Below are 15,566 nucleotides of genomic sequence, written 5' to 3' on the forward strand. Positions count from 1 at the left end.
CGCGGCGCCCCCGGGTCTCTCTCGAGAGCCGAGGGCGCCGGGACGGGACGATGCGTCAGCCGCGCGATCCCCCCGGGTGCGGCTCGCCGTCGGCGAAGGCGGGCGCGGCGGCGAGATCGCCGCCCGAGATCGCCTCGCCGGAGCTCGCGATCGCGGCCTCCCGCTCGGCCGCCTCGGACGCGACGTGGGCGTCGCCGCCCGCTGCCGGGCGCATCGTCACCAGCAGGCCCGCCGCGAGCGAGGCCAGCAGGACGGCTCCGACGGACACCCACATGGCGGTGGTGAAGCCGTGCACGGCCGCCTGCGCCATCTCGGCAGGGGCGGACGCGCCGGTGTCGACGATCCAGTTCGCGGTCGCCGTCGCGGCGATCGTGTTGAGCAGCGCGATGCCGACGGAGCCGCCCACCTGCTGGGTGGTGTTGAGGGTCGCCGAGACCACGCCCGCATCGGTCCCGCGCACTCCCCCGGTGACGGTCGCCATCGACGGCATGAACGTCATGCCCATGCCGAGGCCGAGCACCACCAGACCGGGCAGCACGTGCAACCAGTACGACGAGCCGACCTCGATCTGCGTGAGGAACGCGAGGGCGCCCGCGCCGAGCAGCGTGCCCGGGACCATGAGGCGGCGAGGCCCGACCCGCGGGAGCAGGCGGGCGGAGATGCCGACCGCGCCCGTCATCATGCCCAGCACCATGGGGAGGAACGCGACGCCGGTCCTCAGCGGCGAGTAGCCCTGCACGCCCTGGAGGTAGTAGGTGAGGAACAGGAACACGCCGAACATGCCGATCTGCGTCAGGCCGACGGCGAGCAGCGCGCCCACCCGGTTACGCTCGCGCAGCAGGTGCAGCGGCAGCAGCGCGTGCGGGGTACGGCGCTCGACCAGGACGAACGCGACCATCAGGATCGCGCCGAGCCCCAGCATCCCGAGGACGAGGCCGGAGGACCATCCGTGCTGCTCCGCCTCGCTGAGGGCGAAGACGATCGCGAGCAGGCCGCTCGAGGCCAGCACCGCGCCCGGGATGTCGAGCCGGGTGCGGATGCCCGGCGTGCGGCGGTCGTGGAGGAACAGCGCGGTGCCGATGACCGCGACCACCGCGATCGGGACGTTGACCATGAGCGTCCAGCGCCAGTCGACGTACTGCGTCAGCGCGCCGCCCAGGATGAGACCGATCGCGGCGCCGCCGCCGGCGATGGCGCCGTAGACGCCGAGCGCGCGAGCGCGCTCCTTCGGCTCGGTGAAGGTGATGTTCAACATCGACAGCGCCGCGGGGGCGAGGAGCGCGGCGAACACTCCCTGGAGGGCGCGGGCGACCAGCAGCATCGTGAGCGACTGCGAGAAGCCGCCGAACGCCGAGGCGAGGGCGAAGCCGCTCAGGCCGATGATCATCGTGTTCTTGCGGCCGAACACGTCGCCGAGGCGACCGCCGAGCAGCAGCAGCCCGCCGAACGCGAGCGTGTAGGCGGTGATGACCCACTGGCGGTCGGCATCCGAGATGCCCAGGTCCGCCTGTGCGGTGGGCAGCGCGATGTTGACGATCGTCATGTCGAGCACGACCATCAGCTGCGCGAGGCCGATCGCGGCGAGCCCCCACCAGCGGCGGGGATCGGGGGTGGTGTCCATGGGGAGCCTTTCGTGTGCAGGGGCCGCGACGGCAGGGACGTTCGTCGAGCGCGACCATGCGGGGAGCCCGTGAGGGCGGTGCCGGCGAGGCGCCGGCGACGGTCCGGGCGGCGGCGGGACGATGCCCGGGGAACTTCCTAGCCGACCGGTAAGTTCTCTCGGTGATAGTATTCACACAACTAACCGGTCGTCAAGTCAATTCCCGGGACGTGTCGGACCGCCGCATCGTCCCCCGCGAGAGGTAGGAAGGAAGCCATGACCGACACCGCCACGCGCCGCCGGGGCGACACCCGTGCGCGCATCCAGGACGTCGCGCTCGAGCGCTTCACCTCGCAGGGCTACGACCAGACCTCGCTGCGCGAGATCGCCGAGGACCTGGGCGTCACCAAGGCCGCGCTCTACTACCACTTCAAGTCCAAGGAGGAGATCCTCGACTCCTTGATCGCGCAGGTCCTCGACGAGGTCGACGCGCTGGTGACGTGGATGAACGACGGCCCGGCGACGCGCGAGCGGCGCCTGGAGATGATCGCGCGGCTGGTCGACGTCACCCGCGGCACCCCCGGCGAGGTGATGCGGTGCGTGCAGCAGAACGAGGTCGCGCTGCAGAACCTCGCCTCCACCACCGGGCTGGTCCACCAGCTCAAGCAGAAGCTGTGGGACTCGTCGCTGCCGGCGGACGCCCCGCTCGAGGACCGGCTGCGGATGCGCATGGCAGTGATGACCGTGCTGATCGCCAACAAGCTCGAGAGCGACCTCGGAGGCACGGTCGAGGAGCGCGGTCAGGCGGCGCTCAGGGTCGCAGCGGACCTGGTGCCGTAGCGCCGCGGAGCCGACACCCTCCGATCTCCCTCGCCCGGCCGGACATGGCTGCCTGATCTCCCCCTGTCTCGGGCACCGATGTCCGGCGCCGAGCCGGAACGGCCTTCTCTCCCCCTCGAGGAGACGATCGGTGTCACGTGTCGCCAGGTGCGCGAGCCTCGACCCATGGCCCGCGCAGCACGCTCCGACGGCCGCCTGACCGCTCTGATGACGCGGCTCGACGGCCCGCGAGACCCGGTCCTCCCGCGCAGGCAGGTGCTCGACGCGATCGGACGGGCCGGACTGGAGCACGCCGTCGCCGACGGAACGCTGACCAGGGTGCTGCCCGGCTGGTATTGCCTCGCCGCGCACGCGGATGACCATCGGGTGCGGTGCGCAGCCGTCGTGCGCTGGTCGCGGGGCGCTTTGGTGATCACCGGCCGCTCCGCACTCCACCTGCTCGACAGCCGGTTCCCCGCACCTCACCGGGTCGAGGCTCGCAGTGCGCGGCACGGCCACGTCCGCACGCCGGCCTGGCTGCGCGTCACCTACGGAGAACCGGTTCGGTGGCGGATCACGGTCGGGGGCGTCACGTGCCTGGTGAGCGACGACGCGGTGCTCGACGCATGGTGCATCGCGGCGCCGCCCGACCGGGAGACCGTGTTCTACACCGCCCTCTGGCTTCGGGCGGTGTCGCCCCGTCAGCTACGTCGGGCGGCCGACCGGCGCGCGAGGGTCGCCGATCGCCGCTCGCTGGTCCGGCTGCTGGACGAGTTCGACGACGGGGCGACGTCGCCCACGGAGGTCCTGGCGCGACGGCGGGTGTTCGTCGGTCACGAGTTCGCCGAGCTCGAGGCGCAGGTCTCGATCCGTGCCGCGGGACGGACCCGCATCGCGGACCTCCTGCATCGGCGTGCGCGCCTGGTGATCGAGCTCGACGGCTCGGCGTATCACGATGGTCCTGAGCAGGTGGCGCGGGACCGGGCCCGCGATGCGGAGCTGCTGGCGGCGGGTTACGCGACCGTGCGGTTCGGCTTCCGCGAGCTCATGAGGGACCCCGACCGATGCCGGACGCTCCTGCGCGCGGCCATCAGTTCGCGCCTGGGCCGGACATGAGTGCGGCGATACGGCAACGATCGCGCACTCATGTCCGGCGCGAGTGGAGAGCAGGTGGGCAGTCGGGCAGGTGCGCGCCTCGCTACCCCGCGAGCTCCTCCTGACGCGTCGCGGCGGCGATCGCACGCTCGTCCGCCACGTAGCCCTCGATGTGCCGCTCCGCCGGGCCGTTGTACGCGCTCAGCGGCCGGATCAGGGCGTTCGAGGCCAGCTGCTCCTGGATGTGCGCGGTCCAGCCCGCGACGCGGGACGCCACGAAGATCGGCGTGAAGATCGCAGTGTCGAACCCGATCAGGTGATACGCCGGCCCCGAGGGGTAGTCGAGGTTCGGGTAGATCCCCTTGCGCGCGACGAACTCCGCCTCCAGCCGGTCGTACAGGTCGGCGATGTCCGGCCGTCCGTAGTGCGCGATGAGCGTGTCGAGCGCCGCGTGCATGGTCGGCACGCGCGAGTCCCCGCGCTTGTAGACCCGGTGGCCGAATCCCATGATCTTGCGCTTCGCGCCCAGCGCCTCGTCGAGCCACCCGGTCACGCGTGAGGCGTCGCCGATCTCCTCGAACGTGCGCATCACCGCCTCGTTCGCGCCGCCGTGCAGCGGGCCCTTGAGCGCGCCGATCGCCGCGACCACCGCGCTGTAGTAGTCCGACAGCGTCGAGGTCACCACGCGCGCGGTGAAGGTGGAGGCGTTGAACGAGTGCTCCGCGTAGAGCGTCATCGACACGTCGAAGGCCTCGCGCGCCACCGGGTGCGGCTCCTCACCGAAGGTCATCCACAGGAAGTTCGCCGCGTAGCCGAGGTCGTCACGCGGCGCGATCGCGCCCAGCCCTCGCTCGCAGCGCTGGATGTACGCGACGATCCCGGGCAGCTGGGCGAACAGCGCGAGGGCCTTGTCGAGGATCGCGTGGGGCTCGCTGTCCCAGGCGGTGGGGTCGCTCGCGCCCAGCATGCTCACCGCGGTGCGCACGATGTCCATGGGATGAGCGGTCCCCACCAGCTGGTCGATCACCCGCGCGATGGCCGGATCGAGCGTCCGGTGCGAGCGCTCGATGCGCTGGAACTGCGCGAGCTGCTCGGCCGTCGGCAGCTCCCCGTACCAGAGCAGGTAGACCACCTCCTCGAACGAACGCATGGCCGCGAGCTCCTGGACCGGGTACCCGCGGTACAGCAGCGAGTTGGTGTCGACGTTGACCTTCGACACGGCCGTGTGGTCCACGGTGACGCCGGCGAGGCCCTTCTTGATCTCGGGGGTGTCGCTCATGATCACTCCTTTGTGATGTGGGGACGGGCACCGTGCGGTGCGAGGAGGGGTCGATTCAGTCCTTGGTGACGGTGAAGGTGAACACGTTCGAGTCGAAGCGGCCGTAGGACTCGTAGTCGAGCAGGTCGTACAGGTCCGCGCGGTGCTGCATCTGCCCGAGCAGCCCGGTGAGGTGGCCCGCGGACTGGAGCTCGTCGAGCCCGCGCACCGCGGATCCCATCGCGAGCCGCAGCAGCGAGACGGGCCAGATGACGATGCTCACGCCGACGTCCCGGAGGCTGTCCACGGAGAACAGCTCGGACTTCCCGAACTCGGTCATGTTCGCGAGGATCGGCACGTCCACCGCCGCGCGCATGGCCTCGAACTCGGCGAGGGTGGCCATCGCCTCGGGGAAGATCGCGTCCGCGCCCGCGTCGACCAGGGCCCTGGCCCGGTCCGTGGCCGCGTCGAGGCCCTCGACGCCACGCACGTCGGTGCGCGCCATGATGAGCAGGTTCGGGTCGCGGCGACCGTCGACCGCGGCGCGGATGCGGCGTACGGCGAGGTCGAGCCCCACCACCTCCTTGCCGTCGAGGTGGCCGCAGCGCTTGGGGTTGACCTGGTCCTCGATGTGCAGGCCCGCGACGCCGGCATCCTCCATCTCCTGGACGCTCCTGGCGACGTTCATGGGCTCCCCGAAGCCGGTGTCGGCGTCGACGAGCGCCGGCAGGTCGGTGACCCTGGCGATCTGGCGCGACCGCCCCGCGACCTCGGTGAGCGTCGTGAGGCCGATGTCCGGCAGCCCCAGGTCGGCGGAGAGCACCGCACCGGAGATGTAGACGCCCTCGAAGCCGCGCTGCTCGATGAGCCGCGCCGACAGCGGGTTGAAGGCCCCGGGGAAGCGCAGGAGCTCGCCGGAGGCCAGCCGGGCTCGGAACGCGGCCCGCTTGTCGGCCGCCGAGGTGGTCGCGTAGAGCATCGTCCCCTCCCCTACAGCAGCCCGGACGGCGCGGGCGCGGCCGCGCGCACCTGGTCGGACACGGTGAACGTCAGCCCGCCGAGCTCGTCGGAGCCGAGCTCCGGCAGCCGCTGCGCGACGTCCAGGAACCGCTCGATCTCGGCGGGCGGGACGATGCCGTCGGCGAGCGTGCGGAACTTGCCGACGTAGTCGTCGCGCGCGAACGGCTTGGCGCCCAGCGGGTGGGCGTCGGCGACCGCGATCGACTCCTCGTGCACCGAGCCGTCGGTGAAGGTCACCCGGATCGTGCCGCCGAAGGCCTTCTCCGCCGGGTCGTTCGAGTGGTAGCGGCGCGTCCACTCGGGGTCCTCGGTGGTGGTGATCCGCTGCCACAGCGCGACCGTGTCGGGCCGCGCGGCCCGCGCCGGCAGGTACGAGGTCTCGTGATCGAACGCGCCGTCCTGCAGGGCGACGGTGAAGATGTACGGCAGGGAGTGGTCGAGCGTCTCCCGCGACGCGGTCGGCGAGTACTTCTCGGGGTCGCCCGAGCCGGACCCGATCACGTAGTGCGTGTGGTGCGAGGTGGCGAGCACGATGCTGGCGACCCGCTCCGGATCGCCGATCTCGGGGCGCTCCCGGTGCAGGCGCCGCGCGAGGTCGATCCACGCCTGCGACTGGTACTCCGCCGAGTGCTGCTTCGTGTACGTGTCGAGGATCGCCCGCTTGGTCTCCCCCGCCTCGGGCAGCGGGACCTCGTAGCGGGCGTCGAAGCCGCCGAGCATCCAGGCGATCACCCCGTCCTCGCCCTCGTAGATGGGCGTCGGAGACGTCTGCCCCCGCATCGCGCGGTCGACCGCCTCCACGGCGAGCTTGCCCGCCAGGGCCGGGGCGTGCGCCTTCCACGACGAGATCTCGCCCTTGCGGGACTGCCGGGTCGCGGTGGTGGTGTGCAGGGCCTGACCCACCGCCTGGAAGATGGTCTCGGCGTCGAGGCCGAGCATGGCGCCCATGCCCGCGGCGGCGCTGGGCCCCAGGTGCGCGACGTGGTCGATCTTGTGCCGGTGCAGGCTGATGCCCTTGACCAGGTCGACCTGGATCTCGTATCCGGCGACGATCCCGCGGAGCAGGTCGGCCCCGGTGAGCCCGCGCGCGGCGGCGTGCTGCGCCACCGCCACGATCGGCGGGATGTTGTCGCCGGGGTGCGAGTACTCCTCCGCGAGGAAGGTGTCGTGGTAGTCGAGCTCCCGCACGGCCACGCCGTTCGCCCACGCCGCCCACTCCGCGCTCACACGGGTGGCGCCGGGCTCGCCGAACACCGTCGCACCCGCGCCTCCGGCGGACGGACGATGCGCGAGGGCCTGCGCGCGGGCCGCCGCGGGCGCCTCGCGCGAGTAGGACGCGGCCGCCACCGCGGCGTTGTCGATCACGCGGTTGATCACCATCTCGGCGACGTCGTCGGCGATCGGCACGGGGTCGGCGGCGACCTGTGCGATCGACCAGGCGAGCTGGCACTCGCGGGGCAGCGCCTCGGCGGACGTGTGGGCTCGGACGGCGTGCATCTTCACTGGTGACGCTCCTCAGCGGTCGGGGGCAGGGTGGGATCCTGGCGCATGGTCGCGAGGATGTTCGCGAGGCTGCGGTGCAGGTGGAGCTCGGTCGCGTACGCGGCCATGGTCTCGGAGCCCTCGATGATCGCGTCGAGGATCATGAGGTGCTCCTGGGTGGCGCTGCGGAGCCGGGCCGAGTCGTCGCTCGACAGGCGCCGGATCCTGGCGACGTGCACGCGCACGCCGCGCAGCGCGGACAGCAGGTAGGGGTTGGCGGCGGCCCCGTCGATGGCGGCGTCCATGCGCGCGGTCTGCGCGTAGAAGTCGTCGCGGGACGCCTCGGTGGCGAGCCGCTCCCCCGCCTCCCGGACCTCCTCGCGCAGCACCTCGAAGACCCCGCGGTCGCGGCGGAGCGCGGCGAGCCTGGCCGCCTTCACCTCGAGCGCCTCGCGGATCTCGAACAGCTCGCGCACGTCGTCGAGCGTCAGGCCGGCGACCTCGAGGCCGCGCGCGCCGCGGGCCGCGACCAGTCCGTCGCCCTGCAGGCGGGACAGCGCCTCGCGCAGGGGCGTGCGGGAGACCCCGAGCCGCGCCGACTGCTCGATCTCTGCGAGGGGCGCGCCGGGCGCGAGGGTGCCATCGAGGATCTCGTCCCGCAGCGCTCGGTAGACGCGGTCGCTGGTCCTCAGCGCTCCCGGCGGATCTTCTGTATACAACAACGGCTCCATGGTCGCGAAACTAGCACTCTCGGAGGTCTTGTGCATACATTCGATCGTGGCGGTCATCGTCCGCTCACCGTCCCGAAGCGCCGCGCGACGGGCGCGATCAGCAGCGGCCGGACTGCGAGCACGGCTCCGACCACGACCGCCAGGGCCGCGGTCGCCACGATCGCGCCCGTCCAGCCCTCGCCCTGGGTGCCGGCGAACATGTGATTGAGGTTGCGGCGCGCCCCGGTCGCGAGCACCAGCGCGACGTGGCTCACCACGAACAGCACGAAGTAGAGCATCACCGGGAAGTGGATCCGCCGCGCCACCGTCACGGGGTACAGCCGGTCGAGGCGGCCGCCCGCGCGCCAGAAGATGCTCATGCGCACCCCGGTCGCGATCGCGAGCGGCGCCGCGATGAAGACGGTGACGACGTAGCTGAGCTGCTGCAGCGAGTTGTAGTACGCCCAGCCGTCCTCGACGGGCCAGTCCAGGGACAGGTACTGCAGCGCGGTCGACACGGCGTTCGGCACGACCTCCCACGACAGCGGCACGATCCGCATCCACTGCCCCGTCGCGAACAGCAGCACCACGTAGGTGACGCCGTTGACCACCCACAGCACGTCGAGCGCCTGGTGGGTCCACGCGAGCAGGCTGATCCGCGTCCGCGGGTCGGAGCGGCGCGCCCAGTAGGCCTCCGGCCGCGCCTGGCGTCGCACCTCGAGCCCGGTGCGCACGATCATCGCCAGCAGGAACACGTTGAAGAAGTGAGTCCACGACAGCCACGTCGGGATGCCGACCGGCGCGCCCTCGGGCGGCGGCACCGCCCCCGGGTAGCGGGCGACGAACGCCTGGACGCCGTCGAGGCCCACGATCAGGCGGGCGCCGAGCACCGCGGCGATCCCGAGAACGGCGATCACGGCCACCATCCCGAGGGAGCGGCGCGCGCGGGGCGAGAGCCCACCGGGATCGCTCTCCGTGGTCGGGGATGCGTCGGCGGTCCCGGGCGCCTCGTCCGCGGCGACCGCCGCGGGCTCCGGCGCCGGCTCCTGGGGAGCCGGAGCGTGATCCTCGACGGCCGGCGCCCACCCGGCGGGCGGCCACGGCTCCCCGCCGGGCACTCGGGGAAGCCCCCGCCGCAGCGCGACGTCTCCACGCGGACGCCCGGCGCCCGGCGCGGGGTCGCCCGGGACGGACGATGCGGTGGCGACGGCGGTCGTCGAGGTCGCCGCGGGCGCCCCGGCGGTGAGCGTCACGGCGGCGGGCGCGGCTCCCGTCAGGGCCCCCGCATCGTCCCCCGTCGCGGCGGGCGCGGGCGGCCACGGCTCCCCGCCGGGTACGCGCGGCAAACCGCGACGGAGGGTGGCCGTCATGCGCCCTTCCTCGACTCGAGGGCGCTGATCAGCTGCGGGACCACGGTGAAGACGTCGCCCACCACCCCGAAGTCGGCGATCGCGAACAGCGGCGCGTCGGCGTCCTTGTTGACCACCACGATGGTCTTCGCCGTCTGCATCCCCGCCCGGTGCTGGATCGCCCCCGAGATGCCGAGCGCCACGTAGAGCTGCGGCGACACCGAGACCCCGGTCTGCCCCACCTGATGCGCTGCGGGGATGTAGCCCGCGTCGACCGCGGCACGGGAGGCGCCGACGGCGGCGCCGAGCGTGTCCGCGAGCTGCTCGACCAGCGCGAACTGCTCGGCGGACCCGAGCCCGCGACCGCCGGAGACCACCTTCGCGGCGCCGCGCAGGTCCGGGCGGGAGGATGTCGCCTCGACGGGCTCGACCTCGACGACGGTCGCGGCGGGCAGGCCGGACGGCGCCACCTCCAGCGCCTCCACCACCGGCAGCTCGACCGGCACGCCCCGCGCGTCGACCGCTCCCTGGCGGACCGTGATGACGGGCGCCCCGAACGTCGCGGCGGAGTCGACAAGGTAGGCGCCACCGTAGGCGCTGTGGTGGGCGACGATCCCCTCGGCGTCGCGGGACACGCCCACCGCGTCGACCGCCAGGGCCGCACCCTTCCGAACGGCGAGCCGGGCCGCGGCCTCACGCGCCTCGACGGAGTGCGACACCAGGATCGCCGCGGGCATCGATGCCTCCACGGCCGCCGCGAGCGCGTCGACGACGGGCACCGTCACCGCGTCCTCGGCCGCATCGGCGACCAGCACCCGGGTCGCGCCGAGCGCACCTGCCGCCGCCGCGACCTCGCGTGCCCCGTCGCCGACGACGAGGGCGACGGGGAGGCCGACCTCCGCCGCGGCGCCCAGCAGCCCGGCCGCGGACGGGGCGAGGGCGCCGGACGGCAGCCGGTCGAGCAGCACCAGCACGGGCGCGTCGCTGTGGTCGGTCATGTCCCTCCCCCTCACACCAGCCGGCTCGAGACCAGGAACGCGGCGAGCTGCTCGCCCGCGTCACCCGAGTCGGTGATCTTGATGCCGGCCTCGCGGGCCGGTCGCTGACGCGCGGCGATCATGATCGACCGCGCCACGTCGGGAGCCTCGGCGTCGACCCCGAGGTCGTCCAGGGAGAGGGTCTCGACGGTCTTCTTCTTGGCGGCCATGATCCCCTTGAAGCTCGCGAGCCTCGCGTCGGGCAGCGCCTCGGTGATCGAGACGATCGCGGGCAGGGGCGCGGTGACGCGCACGGTGGCGGCGTCGGAGGCGCGCGTGCCGGTCACCGCGTCCTCACCGATCTCGATCGCGGCGAGCGCGGTCGCGCACGGCACGGCGAGGTGCTCGGCCATGGCCGCGGGCACCGCACCTCCGCCGCCGTCGGTCGAGGCGTTGCCCGCGACGATCAGGTCGAAGCCGATGCGTCGTGCCGCGGCGGCGAGCACCTCGGCGGTCAGCATCAGGTCCGCGCCGAGCAGTCGCTCGTCGACCACCTGCACCGCCGACGAGGCTCCCATCGCGAGCGCCTTGCGCAGGGCGCTCTGCGCGGGCTCGGCGGCCATCGCGAGGACCACCACCTCGGTGTCCGGATGCGCATCGGCGTGCGCGAGCGCGACCTCGAGCGCGCGCTCGTTGATCTCGTCGATCACGGCGTCCTCCGGGGCCCGCTCCGCGAGCCCCGTCTCCAGCGACAGCGTCCGGTCCCGGTACGTGTCGGGCACCACCTTCATCAGCACGACGATCCTCACCGCTCTCCCTCCTCCAGCCTGTCGAGCGCCTCCGCGGCGGCGCGGGCGAGCGCGGGCACACCCTCCGCCAGCGTGGGCGCGAACGTGTCCCCGGGTCGCTCGCCGTCCAGCCAGCGCGTGTGCATGGCCTCGCAGAAGATCGCCGACTTCCATAGCGCCAGCGCCTCGTACCAGGGCAGCATCGACACGTCCGCGCCGGTCGCCTCGGCGTACCGGGCGACGAGCGCGGCCCGCGTCGGGAAGCCCGGGAGCGCGGTCACCGGGGTCAGGTCCATGGGGGTGGTCGCCCTGCCGGCCTCCGTGTAGGTCGCCACCAGGTAGCCGAGGTCGGCGAGCGGGTCGCCCAGCGCCGCCATCTCCCAGTCCAGCACCGCGGCGATCAGGCCCGGTGCCGCGAACATCAGGTTGCCGAGGCGGAAGTCGCCGTGGACGATGCTCGCGCCGGGCTCGGACGGCACGGCGGCAGCGAGGCGCTCGGCGACCTGGTCGACGAGCGGCACCTCGCGCCGGGTGTTGAGGGGCCAGATCTGGGAGAACCGTCGGAGCTGGCGCTCGAGGTAGCCCGCGGGACGGCCCAGCGCGGCGACGTCGCCCTCGAGGGGGACCTGGTGCAGGCGGGCGAGGGTGTCCACGGCCTCGTTCACCGTCGCCGCGCGGTCGCGGGGATCGGCGTAGCCGCGCGGCAGCGCGTCGGTGAGCACGTGCCCCTCGACGAGCTCCATGAGGTAGAACGGCACCCCGATGACGTCCGGGTCCTCGCACACCGCCACCACGCGCGGAGCGGGCACGCCGGCGGCGCCGACCGTCGCGACGACGCGCGCCTCGCGCACCATGTCATGCGCCGAGGGCGGGAACGGCGGCCGCGGGCCGCGGCGCAGCACCAGCCGGTCGCGTCCCCTCCGCAGCTCGTAGGTGATGTTCGCCTGGCCGTCGCCGATCCGGTGCCACGCGAGGGTGCCGCGCGCCATCCCGACGGAGTCGAGGTACGCGTCCAGCGGCTCGATGACCAGCAGCGGCGGGCTCGCGAGGGCGGCGGCGTCGGCGGCGTCCGCCACGACGTCCCGCGTCTCGACGCTCATCGCGCCCCCTCCGGGGTGTCGAGCACCCGCTCGCCCGCCTCGACCTCGCGCCGCCGCCGCGCCACGGCGCGGCGGGCGATCGCCCACCGGTGCGTCTCCGACGAGCCGTCGTACACACGGAACGGGCGCACCTCGTTGAGGAACGCCAGGAGGGGCAGCTCGAGCGTCACGCCGTCGCCCCCGCACAGCTGCACCGCGCGGTCGATCACGCGGCCGACGGCCTCCGAGACGTGCACCTTGGCGATGGACGATGCGGTGGCGCCCGCGCGCGGGTCCTCCGCCAGCAGGCGGGCGGCCCGGTCGATCAGCGCGTCGCAGGTGGCGAGGTCGATCTCGGAGTCGGCGAGCATCGCCTGGGCGATCCCGAGCTCCGCCAGGGGTGCGCCGAACACCTCGCGCGTCCGCACGCGGTCGAGTGCGGTGTCCTGCGCGCGTCGGGCGAGACCGAGCCACCGCATGCAGTGGGTGAGCCTGGCCGGGCCGAGCCGGACCTGCGCGTACGCGAAGCCCTCGCCCGCCTTGCCGAGCACCGCATCGTCGCCCACGCGCACGTCGGCGAAGGTCACGTGCGGGTGGCCGCCCGTGATCGCCGTCTCCATGGTGCGGATGGGGTGGCCGACCGTCACGCCGGGCGTGTCCATCGGGACCACGAGCATGGTCGCGGCCCCGTCGCCGAGCTCGGGCGTGCGCGCCATGACGATCGCGTAGGCGGCCTCGTCCGCGCCGGAGATGAACCGCTTCTCCCCGTCGAGGACCCAGCCGCCGTCGACGCGGCGCGCGACCGTCGCGAGCGCGGCGGGATCCGATCCGGCGCCGGGGTGGGGCTCGGTCATGGCGAAGCACGACCGTGCCTCGCCCGCGGCGACCGGGGCGAGGAACGCCTGCTGCTGCGCCGGCGAGGCGACGCGCTCCAGCAGGTACATGTTGCCCTCGTCGGGGGCCATGCAGTTGAGGACCGCCGGGCCGATCGGCGAGTAGCCCGCCTCCTGGAAGACAGGCGACCACTCGGGGAGGGTCAGGCCCAGGCCGCCCAGCGCGGTCGGCACCTGAGGCGCGAAGACGCCCGCCGCGCGCGCCTCCTCCTGGAGAGCGCGCCTGCGCTCCGGCCCCAGCTCCATGCCGGCGGGCGGCTCGGACGGCACCACCACGTCGCGGATGAAGCGCCGGGTGCGCACGGCGAGCTCGCCCACGGTGGCCCGCGTGGCCTCCGCGGCGGTCATGCGACCCCTCCCGCCGCCAGCAGTCCCCCGTCGAGGTCGAGCACCTGGCCCGAGATCCAGCCCGCCTCGGGCGAGCAGAGGAAGGCCGCAGCGGCCGCGACGTCCTCCGGGACGCCGAGCCGGCCCATCGGGTACTGCGCGGCGACCTCGGCCTCCCGACCCTCGTACAGCGCGCGCGCGAACTGCGTGCGCACCACGGCAGGCGCGAGGGCGTTGACCCGGACGCGGGGCCCGAGCTCCGCCGCGAGCGTGCGGGTGAGGTGGGAGACGGCCGCCTTGCTCACGCCGTACCAGCCGATGCCGGGAGACGGCACCGTGCCCGTCACGGAGGAGAGGTTGAGGATCGCGGCGCTGTCGTGCGCGCCCAGCCCGGCGGCGCACGCCTCCTGCACCCAGCCGAGCGTGCCGAGGAGGTTGACGTCGAGCACCTTGCGCGCCGCCTCGTGGTCGAGGCCCAGCAGCGGCCCGTACACCGGGTTGATGCCGGCGTTGTTCACGAGCACGTCCAGGCGCCCGAACGCGGCGACCGCGGCCGCGATCGCGTCGCGGCGGTGGTGGGGATCCTGAGCGCGGCCGGCGACCGTCCGCACCCTCTCCTCGGGCAGCTCGGCGGCGGCCGCGGCCAGCTCGTCCTCCTTGCGCGCGGTGATCACCACCGACGCCCCCTCGGCCGCGAGACGCGCCGCGATCGCGCGGCCGATCCCGCGGCTCGCTCCCGTCACGACCGCGACCTTCCCCGCGAAGCGGTCCGCGACCACGAGGCCCGGGGCCTCGAGCACTCGACCATCCACATCCTGCATGCCACGCTCCTTTGCGCGATTGCTTAATCCAGATTAAACAGCAAGCGACGGGGCGCGCAAGCGACACGCGGAATCCGGCCCCCTGGCCATCGTCGTTTCTAATGTGCTATAAAAACCGTGAGGTTGAGATCAAGGAGGATCCACTCATGACCGCTGTCACCGGCACGTCCCCCAAGGCCGCGAGCGCGAGCGTCGTCGGCCCCCGTCGCGTCTACGACGAGGAGCACGAGCAGTTCCGCGAGATGGTGCGGGACTTCGTCGAGCTGCACGCGCGCCCCCACGCCGATCGGTGGGAGCAGGAGGGACGAGTCGACCGCGACCTGTTCGTGCGTGCCGCGGAGGCCGGGATCCTGGGGTTCGGCATCCCCGAGGAGTACGGCGGCGGCGGCTCCGACGACTTCCGCTTCAACGCGGTCATGGGCGAGGAGCTCGCCCGCCACCCCGTCACCTCGGGGATGGCCGGGGTGGCGCTGTCGAACGACATCGTCATCCCCTACTTCACGGACCTCACGAACGACGAGCAGAAGGCGCGCTGGCTGCCGGACATCGCCGCCGGGCGCAGCATCGTCGCCGTCGCCATGACGGAGCCGGGAACCGGCTCGGACCTCGCGGGCATCCGCACCAGCGCCGTCCGAGACGGCGACCACTACGTGGTGACCGGCTCGAAGATCTTCATCTCGAACGGCCAGAACGCCGACCTGATCGTGACGGCGGTGCGCACCGGGCCGGACCCGCACCGCGGCATGAGCCTCCTGGTGATCCCGGCGGACTCCCCCGGCTTCTCCCGGGGCCGCCGCCTCGAGAAGATCGGCCTGCACGCGCAGGACACCAGCGAGATCTTCTTCCAGGACGTCCGCGTCCCCGTGGCAAACCTCCTCGGCGAGGAGGGCACCGGGTTCTTCGGGCTGGTGCGCAACCTCCCGCAGGAGCGCTTCTCGATCGCCGCGGCGGCGGTGGCGTCGAGCGAGGGGGTCCTCGAGCGCACGCTCGCCTACGTCAAGGAGCGCCACGCGTTCGGCCGGCCGATCGGCTCCTTCCAGAACACCCGCTTCGAGCTCGCGGACATGGTCACCGCCGTGCGCGCGTCCCGTGCCTACGTCGACGACTGCATGGTCCGGCTCACCGAGGGCACCCTGAGCGCGGAGGAGGCCGCGGGGGCGAAGTTCCTCGCGACCGAGCAGTACGTGAACGTCGTCAACCGCTGCCTGCAGCTGCATGGCGGCTACGGCTACATGCGCGAGTACCGGATCGCCAAGGACTACGAGGACGCGCGCATCACCACCATCTACGGCGGCACCACCGAGATCATGAAGGAGATCGTCGGGCGGGGCCTGGGACTGTGACCGGA

Annotated in this window: 14 protein-coding genes; 3 read left to right on the top strand and 11 right to left on the bottom strand. The window is 73.1% G+C overall.

Features of this window, described 5'->3' with window-relative positions; all coding sequences use genetic code 11:
• Window positions 1–55: 55 nt before the first annotated feature.
• Window positions 56–1,621, bottom strand: a complete 1,566-nt coding sequence (locus QQX13_RS01725) for an MFS transporter (protein WP_301144441.1) — start codon at window positions 1,619–1,621, stop codon at window positions 56–58.
• Between the two features lie 255 nt (window positions 1,622–1,876).
• Between QQX13_RS01725 and QQX13_RS01730 the strand changes: the two genes are divergently transcribed.
• The gene (locus QQX13_RS01730) at window positions 1,877–2,440 is read left to right on the top strand and encodes a TetR/AcrR family transcriptional regulator (protein ID WP_301144442.1); all 564 of its coding nucleotides are present in this window, start codon (window positions 1,877–1,879) and stop codon (window positions 2,438–2,440) included.
• Between the two features lie 165 nt (window positions 2,441–2,605).
• Window positions 2,606–3,535 (top strand): endonuclease domain-containing protein, encoded by a 930-nt coding sequence (locus tag QQX13_RS01735; RefSeq protein WP_301152248.1) that lies wholly within the window; start codon window positions 2,606–2,608, stop codon window positions 3,533–3,535.
• Between the two features lie 82 nt (window positions 3,536–3,617).
• Here QQX13_RS01735 and QQX13_RS01740 read toward each other — a convergent pair whose 3' ends face one another.
• The 10 genes from QQX13_RS01740 to QQX13_RS01785 are packed head-to-tail and all read right to left on the bottom strand — an operon-like array spanning window position 3,618 to window position 14,218.
• On the bottom strand, window positions 3,618–4,793 hold the full coding sequence (locus QQX13_RS01740) for a bifunctional 2-methylcitrate synthase/citrate synthase (RefSeq protein WP_301144444.1): 1,176 nt from the start codon (window positions 4,791–4,793) through the stop codon (window positions 3,618–3,620).
• A gap of 55 nt (window positions 4,794–4,848) precedes the next feature.
• Window positions 4,849–5,751, bottom strand: coding sequence for a methylisocitrate lyase (prpB, locus tag QQX13_RS01745; protein ID WP_301144445.1), 903 nt, complete (start codon window positions 5,749–5,751; stop codon window positions 4,849–4,851).
• A gap of 11 nt (window positions 5,752–5,762) precedes the next feature.
• The gene (locus tag QQX13_RS01750) at window positions 5,763–7,289 is read right to left on the bottom strand and encodes an MmgE/PrpD family protein (protein WP_301152535.1); all 1,527 of its coding nucleotides are present in this window, start codon (window positions 7,287–7,289) and stop codon (window positions 5,763–5,765) included.
• Between the two features lie 2 nt (window positions 7,290–7,291).
• Window positions 7,292–8,041, bottom strand: a complete 750-nt coding sequence (locus QQX13_RS01755) for a GntR family transcriptional regulator (protein WP_367305449.1) — start codon at window positions 8,039–8,041, stop codon at window positions 7,292–7,294.
• Window positions 8,042–8,058: 17 nt separating this feature from the next.
• Window positions 8,059–9,354, bottom strand: coding sequence for a cytochrome b/b6 domain-containing protein (locus QQX13_RS01760; RefSeq protein WP_301152249.1), 1,296 nt, complete (start codon window positions 9,352–9,354; stop codon window positions 8,059–8,061).
• Window positions 9,351–10,331, bottom strand: a complete 981-nt coding sequence (locus QQX13_RS01765) for an electron transfer flavoprotein subunit alpha/FixB family protein (RefSeq protein WP_301152250.1) — start codon at window positions 10,329–10,331, stop codon at window positions 9,351–9,353. Before QQX13_RS01765 ends, QQX13_RS01760 begins: the two co-directional genes overlap by 4 nt.
• An 11-nt stretch (window positions 10,332–10,342) precedes the next feature.
• Window positions 10,343–11,119 (bottom strand): electron transfer flavoprotein subunit beta/FixA family protein, encoded by a 777-nt coding sequence (locus QQX13_RS01770; protein ID WP_301152252.1) that lies wholly within the window; start codon window positions 11,117–11,119, stop codon window positions 10,343–10,345.
• Window positions 11,116–12,198, bottom strand: coding sequence for a phosphotransferase family protein (locus QQX13_RS01775; RefSeq protein WP_301152253.1), 1,083 nt, complete (start codon window positions 12,196–12,198; stop codon window positions 11,116–11,118). Before QQX13_RS01775 ends, QQX13_RS01770 begins: the two co-directional genes overlap by 4 nt.
• Window positions 12,195–13,418, bottom strand: a complete 1,224-nt coding sequence (locus tag QQX13_RS01780) for an acyl-CoA dehydrogenase family protein (RefSeq protein ID WP_301152254.1) — start codon at window positions 13,416–13,418, stop codon at window positions 12,195–12,197. The genes QQX13_RS01775 and QQX13_RS01780 overlap by 4 nt, the downstream gene beginning before the upstream one ends.
• The gene (locus QQX13_RS01785; protein WP_301152255.1) at window positions 13,415–14,218 is read right to left on the bottom strand and encodes an SDR family oxidoreductase; all 804 of its coding nucleotides are present in this window, start codon (window positions 14,216–14,218) and stop codon (window positions 13,415–13,417) included. The genes QQX13_RS01780 and QQX13_RS01785 overlap by 4 nt, the downstream gene beginning before the upstream one ends.
• Before the next feature lie 146 nt (window positions 14,219–14,364).
• On the opposite strand from QQX13_RS01785, the gene QQX13_RS01790 reads away from it, so the two are divergent.
• Entirely contained in the window at window positions 14,365–15,561 is a 1,197-nt protein-coding gene (locus QQX13_RS01790; RefSeq protein ID WP_301144452.1) for an acyl-CoA dehydrogenase family protein, read from the top strand.
• Window positions 15,562–15,566: the final 5 nt, after the last annotated feature.

The sequence above is a fragment of the Demequina lignilytica genome, assembly GCF_030418375.1.
In the GTDB taxonomy this organism is placed as follows: domain Bacteria; phylum Actinomycetota; class Actinomycetes; order Actinomycetales; family Demequinaceae; genus Demequina; species Demequina lignilytica.

Excerpts from the sequence above, each read along its gene's own strand:
- QQX13_RS01725 (WP_301144441.1), bottom strand. The coding sequence starts at position 1,621 with ATGGACACCACCCCCGATCCCCGCCGCTGGTGGGGGCTCGCCGCGATC.
- QQX13_RS01730 (WP_301144442.1), top strand. The coding sequence starts at position 1,877 with ATGACCGACACCGCCACGCGCCGCCGGGGCGACACCCGTGCGCGCATC.
- QQX13_RS01735 (WP_301152248.1), top strand. The coding sequence starts at position 2,606 with ATGGCCCGCGCAGCACGCTCCGACGGCCGCCTGACCGCTCTGATGACG.
- QQX13_RS01740 (WP_301144444.1), bottom strand. The coding sequence starts at position 4,793 with ATGAGCGACACCCCCGAGATCAAGAAGGGCCTCGCCGGCGTCACCGTG.
- prpB (WP_301144445.1), bottom strand. The coding sequence starts at position 5,751 with ATGCTCTACGCGACCACCTCGGCGGCCGACAAGCGGGCCGCGTTCCGA.
- QQX13_RS01750 (WP_301152535.1), bottom strand. The coding sequence starts at position 7,289 with ATGCACGCCGTCCGAGCCCACACGTCCGCCGAGGCGCTGCCCCGCGAG.
- QQX13_RS01755 (WP_367305449.1), bottom strand. The coding sequence starts at position 8,041 with ATGCACAAGACCTCCGAGAGTGCTAGTTTCGCGACCATGGAGCCGTTG.
- QQX13_RS01760 (WP_301152249.1), bottom strand. The coding sequence starts at position 9,354 with ATGACGGCCACCCTCCGTCGCGGTTTGCCGCGCGTACCCGGCGGGGAG.
- QQX13_RS01765 (WP_301152250.1), bottom strand. The coding sequence starts at position 10,331 with ATGACCGACCACAGCGACGCGCCCGTGCTGGTGCTGCTCGACCGGCTG.
- QQX13_RS01775 (WP_301152253.1), bottom strand. The coding sequence starts at position 12,198 with ATGAGCGTCGAGACGCGGGACGTCGTGGCGGACGCCGCCGACGCCGCC.
- QQX13_RS01780 (WP_301152254.1), bottom strand. The coding sequence starts at position 13,418 with ATGACCGCCGCGGAGGCCACGCGGGCCACCGTGGGCGAGCTCGCCGTG.
- QQX13_RS01785 (WP_301152255.1), bottom strand. The coding sequence starts at position 14,218 with ATGCAGGATGTGGATGGTCGAGTGCTCGAGGCCCCGGGCCTCGTGGTC.
- QQX13_RS01790 (WP_301144452.1), top strand. The coding sequence starts at position 14,365 with ATGACCGCTGTCACCGGCACGTCCCCCAAGGCCGCGAGCGCGAGCGTC.